Annotated in this window: 5 protein-coding genes; 4 read left to right on the top strand and 1 reads right to left on the bottom strand. The window is 47.5% G+C overall.

Annotated features, from left to right (window positions below):
• From ACWVCM_RS06500 to hflD, 4 genes are all read left to right on the top strand, one after another.
• Nucleotides 1-236, top strand: a 236-nt coding sequence (locus ACWVCM_RS06500) for a c-type cytochrome (protein ID WP_455200915.1), incomplete at its 5' end; no start/stop codon positions are given.
• 30 nt (nt 237-266) lie between these two features.
• Entirely contained in the window at nt 267-905 is a 639-nt protein-coding gene (locus ACWVCM_RS06495) for a pseudouridine synthase (protein WP_455200914.1), read from the top strand.
• 17 nt (nt 906-922) lie between these two features.
• Complete coding sequence (gene mnmA, locus ACWVCM_RS06490; protein WP_455200913.1) at nt 923-2,023, top strand: tRNA 2-thiouridine(34) synthase MnmA; 1,101 nt, start codon at nt 923-925, stop codon at nt 2,021-2,023.
• Nucleotides 2,024-2,072: 49 nt separating this feature from the next.
• A complete protein-coding gene (gene hflD / locus ACWVCM_RS06485) occupies nt 2,073-2,732 on the top strand; it encodes a high frequency lysogenization protein HflD (RefSeq protein WP_455200912.1) in 660 nt (219 codons plus the stop codon).
• Nucleotides 2,733-2,824: 92 nt separating this feature from the next.
• Here the strand turns inward: hflD and acnB are convergent.
• Nucleotides 2,825-5,086: bifunctional aconitate hydratase 2/2-methylisocitrate dehydratase (gene acnB / locus ACWVCM_RS06480; protein WP_455200911.1), on the bottom strand; the 2,262-nt coding region annotated here is incomplete at its 5' end.

Raw genomic sequence — 5,086 nt, 5'->3', positions numbered from 1 at the left:
GCCATGAGTTTTCCAAAGATCCTTCCGAGAAATATATGTGGCGAGTTCCACCGTTGAGAAATATTGAACTCACTGCGCCCTATTTCCACAATGGTTCGGCGAAAACATTAAAAGAGGCCGTGAAGATTATGGCAAAAACACAAACTAATAAAGTGTTAACTCCAGAAGAGCTCGATGCCATTGTGGAATTCCTGAAAACCCTGACCGGCGATTCGCCAGAGATACTCCAGGACTAATATCAGGTAGCTTCTTCTGACAGCATCGCCATGCTCGTCCTGTTTAACAAACCATTCAACGTCCTCACTCAGTTTACCGACCAGGAGAATCGCGAAACACTGGCGGATTATATTTCCATTAAAAATGTGTATCCGGCCGGGCGACTGGATCGTGATAGCGAAGGATTGTTACTGCTAACAGATCACGGAAAATTGCAGAACCTGATTGCCAGCCCCGCGTTTAAACTGAAGAAAACCTACTGGGCACAAGTGGAAGGCGATATTAATGACAACGCGATCGATTCCCTGAGAAAAGGTGTCGAGCTAAAAGATGGCTTAACTGCCCCTGCAACAGCAACTATTATTGATGACCCTGGCGTATGGACGCGCAATCCTCCCATACGTGAACGTAAAGCCATACCAACTTCCTGGATTGAACTCAGCATTAACGAAGGCCGCAATCGGCAGGTGCGGCGCATGACCGCTGCTGTAGGTTACCCCACCTTACGCTTGATTCGCGTCGCAATCGGCCCCTGGGAGCTTGGCGACCTGCAACCGGGTCAATATCAGCAAGTACCTGATGAGCAAGTAATCGAAACATTATCCACTATGCCTGACATAAAGCATCCTGAACGATTATTGCGAAACAGCGAAAGACCTCGTCACAAACGCTCCAGTCGAAAGCGCTAATTTGTTATCATAACGCCATGTCAAACGAATCCACTATAGAAAACATTGTGATTGGTCTTTCCGGGGGCGTTGATTCTTCGGTCGCTGCATTATTGCTGAAACAACAAGGTTACCAGCTGCAGGGCATCTTCATGAAGAACTGGGAGGAAGACGATGACGAGTTTTGTTCAGCGGCTGAAGATCTCGATGATGCCGGCAAGATCGCGAAAAAACTCGATATACCGTTATTAACCCGTAATTTTTCTGGCGAATACTGGGAAAAGGTATTCCAGTATTTTCTGGAAGAGTACAAGAAAGGACGCACTCCCAATCCTGATATTCTTTGCAACAAGGAAATCAAATTCAAAACCTTTCTGGAACACGCTACAGAACTTGGAGCCGATCATATCGCGACAGGTCACTATGCACGTTGTGAATATCGTGACGGAATGTTCCGATTATTAAAGGCGGTGGATACCAACAAGGACCAAACCTATTTCCTGCACCAATTGAACCAGTACCAATTGAGTAAATCACTCTTCCCTTTAGGCGCATTGACCAAACCAGAGGTCAGAGCACTGGCCGAACAGGCCGGATTTGCCAATTTTGCTAAAAAAGACAGCACGGGAATCTGTTTCATTGGCGAACGTAAATTTAAAGAATTTTTAAGCAAGTACCTGCCTGCGCAACCTGGAGAAATACGAACCGTTGATAATGAAGTTATCGGCGAACATGATGGCTTAATGTATTACACACTGGGCCAGCGCCAGGGCTTAAAAATCGGTGGATCCAAACAGGGAGATGGTCAACCATGGTATGTCGTGGAGAAAAACCTCGATGACAATATCCTGATCGTTGCGCAAGGCCATGATCACCCTCGCCTGTTTACCAATACCCTGGCAGCAACAAATGTACACTGGATTGCGGACATACCATCAAAGTTACCCTATAAATGTTGCGCTAAAACCCGATATCGACAAAACGATCAATCCTGCACCATTATTGAACTGGACGAACTAAACTGCACAGTGACATTTGATGAACCCCAGCGAGCGGTCACCCCAGGCCAGTCCGTGGTATTTTATTCGGATGATGAATGTTTAGGCGGTGGAGTGATCGATAAAGCCTTCAATTCCTGAGCTGAACACATTATATTAGCGGTCAACATAGCGAGTTTCGGAGGATACATTGCAGTACACAGTTCGAGATAAAACCATCGCACTTTGCGGCATCTACCAGGCCACACGATTAGTGCAACAAGTCGCACGCACCGGTATGTGCGACCAGGCACCTTTCGAAGCGAGCATAAAAAGTATTTTTAAACTTGATAGTGCCAGCCCGGAAGACATCTACGACAACTCGGCCAACGTGTTATTTGGCGCTCGCACGCTGTTGGCACAATTGGGACCCAATAAACCCGAAAGCTCTTCTGACCGTGCTAAAGATATTGAAGTCACCAAATACAGTATTGGCGTAATGGTGCTGGAGCGGAAACTAATTAAACGGAAAGACCTGCTAGACATCATTACCGAAGGCGTTGAAAAAGCCACAGCACAACTGGATCATTTTGGAATCACCCATGACAATGTTATCGCCAACCTTGCGGATATTTATACGCAAACGATCAGCACATTAAATCCGCGAATTATCGTCAACGGGGAACACAATCATATATCCAATCCGAATAATGCCAACAAAATTCGCGCCCTGCTGTTAGCAGCTGTTCGTTCTGCCGTGTTATGGCGACAGTGCGGCGGTACTCGCTGGCAATTACTGTTTAACCGCAAAGCGGTATTGAATGCCGCACAAAAACTGGTTGATGAGAATGCTTCCAGGGTGTTGCATTAACCAGAACAAGCTTAGTGATTTATAAAAAAAAGGGAAGCTTATGCTTCCCTTTTTAGTTCTGTAGAAAAGAACTTCTGTATAAAGCAATAAAATCAGGCTGCTGTTATTTTCACTGGCACCACAGTATCCGCAATATCCTGATAATCCGGCAATTCATTAAAGTTGAGGTAACGATAAACATCCGCTGCCAGTGGTTCGATGTGTTTCACAGCATCCATGTACTCTTTAACTGTTGGTAAATGCCCAAACGCGGCAGATACCGCGGCCAATTCAGCTGATGAGAGATAGACATTGGCACCTTTACCTAAGCGGTTAGGAAAGTTTCGTGTCGACGTGGAAACTACTGTTGCGTTGTCCGCCACACGAGCCTGGTTACCCATGCATAAAGAACATCCCGGCATTTCGGTTCGTGCGCCTACCTTGCCAAAGGTGCTGTAATAGCCTTCTTCCGTCAGTTGATGTTGATCCATCCTGGTGGGCGGTGCTATCCATAGCTTGGTGGGAATATTCCCGGATGCCTGCTCCAGCACTTTACCCGCCGCACGATAGTGGCCGATATTCGTCATACAGGAACCGATAAACACTTCATCAATTTTCTCGCCCTGCACTTCCGACAGGGATTTAATGTCATCGGGATCATTGGGGCACGCCAACAGGGGCTCTTTAATTTCATTTAAATCAATTTCGATGATCTCTGCGTATTCCGCATCAGGATCGGCTTCCATTAATGTTGGATTATCCAACCATGCTTCCATACCATTGATACGACGTTGGATAGTTCGCTCATCGCCATAACCCATGGCGATCATCCATTTCAACAAGGTAATATTGGATTTCAGATACTCAGCAATGGGTTCCTTGTTTAAGCGCACCGTACAACCACCCGCCGAACGTTCCGCGGACGCATCGGATAACTCAAATGCCTGCTCCACTTTTAAATTGGGCAGGCCTTCAATTTCCAGAATACGACCCGAGAAAACATTTTTCTTGTTTTCCTTGGCGATGGTTAATAGGCCTTTTTGAATCGCCACGTAGGGAATAGCATTAACCAGGTCACGTAAGGTAATCCCCGGTTGCATTTCACCTTTAAATCGCACTAATACCGACTCAGGCATATCCAGGGGCATCACGCCCAACGCCGCGGCAAACGCCACCAGGCCTGAACCGGCGGGAAAGCTGATGCCGATAGGAAAACGGGTATGGGAATCACCACCGGTACCCACAGTATCAGGTAACAACATACGGTTTAACCAGGAGTGGATTACGCCATCGCCAGGGCGCAAGGAAACACCACCGCGGGTTTGAATGAACTCCGGTAAATCATGTTGCAACTTGATATCCACCGGCTTGGGATAAGCGGCAGTGTGACAGAAACTTTGCATCACCAGGTCTGCGGAAAAACCCAGACACGCCAGCTCCTTCAATTCATCCCGGGTCATAGCACCAGTGGTATCCTGTGAACCCACGGTAGTCATGCGCGGTTCGCAATAGGTACCAGGGCGTATTCCATCTACCCCACACGCTTTACCCACCATTTTTTGCGCCAGGGTAAATCCCTTGCCGGTATCTTCAGGCGCGACAGGACGCAGGAACAAATCAGAAGGTTCCAGGTCCAGTGCTTCGCGGGTTTTGTCCGTCAAAGAGCGGCCAATGATTAAGGGAATACGACCACCGGCACGTACTTCGTCGGGCATGGTTGAAGGCGTTAAATTGAAAGCACTGATTTGCTCGCCACTTTCATTAAGAATCACACCTTCGTAAGGCTTAATAGTAATGACATCACCGGAATTCATTTTGGTGACATCACATTCAATAGGTAAGGCACCGGAATCTTCCGCCGTATTAAAAAAGATCGGCGCGATTTGACCACCTAATACAACGCCTCCCTGGCGCTTGTTGGGTACAAAGGGAATGTCTTCACCCATATGCCACAATACGGAATTAATGGCCGACTTCCGCGATGAACCGGTACCGACCACATCGCCCACATAAGCAAGTGGATGGCCTTTGCCACGTAACTCTTCAATCATGCCCAGTGCTTCCGGCATTTTGCTCACCAGCATACTCTTGGCATGCAATGGAATGTCCGGGCGACTCCAGGCTTCCGACGCCGGCGATAAATCATCGGTGTTGGTTTCACCCGGTACTTTTAATACGGTAACGGTGACTGATTCAGGTAATGCTTCGCGACGGGTAAACCAGGTGCCCTCTGCCCAGGCATCCACTACCTGCTTGGCAAAGTTATTCGTTTTGGATTTTTCGATAACGTCATGATAGGCATCAAACACTAACAAGGTCTTTGCCAGGGCGTCTACGGCAATAGGGGCTAGTTCCTCGTTGTCCAGTAAATCTAT

Source organism: Kaarinaea lacus, assembly GCF_975902315.1.
Note: the sequence above shows the minus strand (reverse complement) of the source record. Positions and strands in the feature narration are given on the sequence as shown.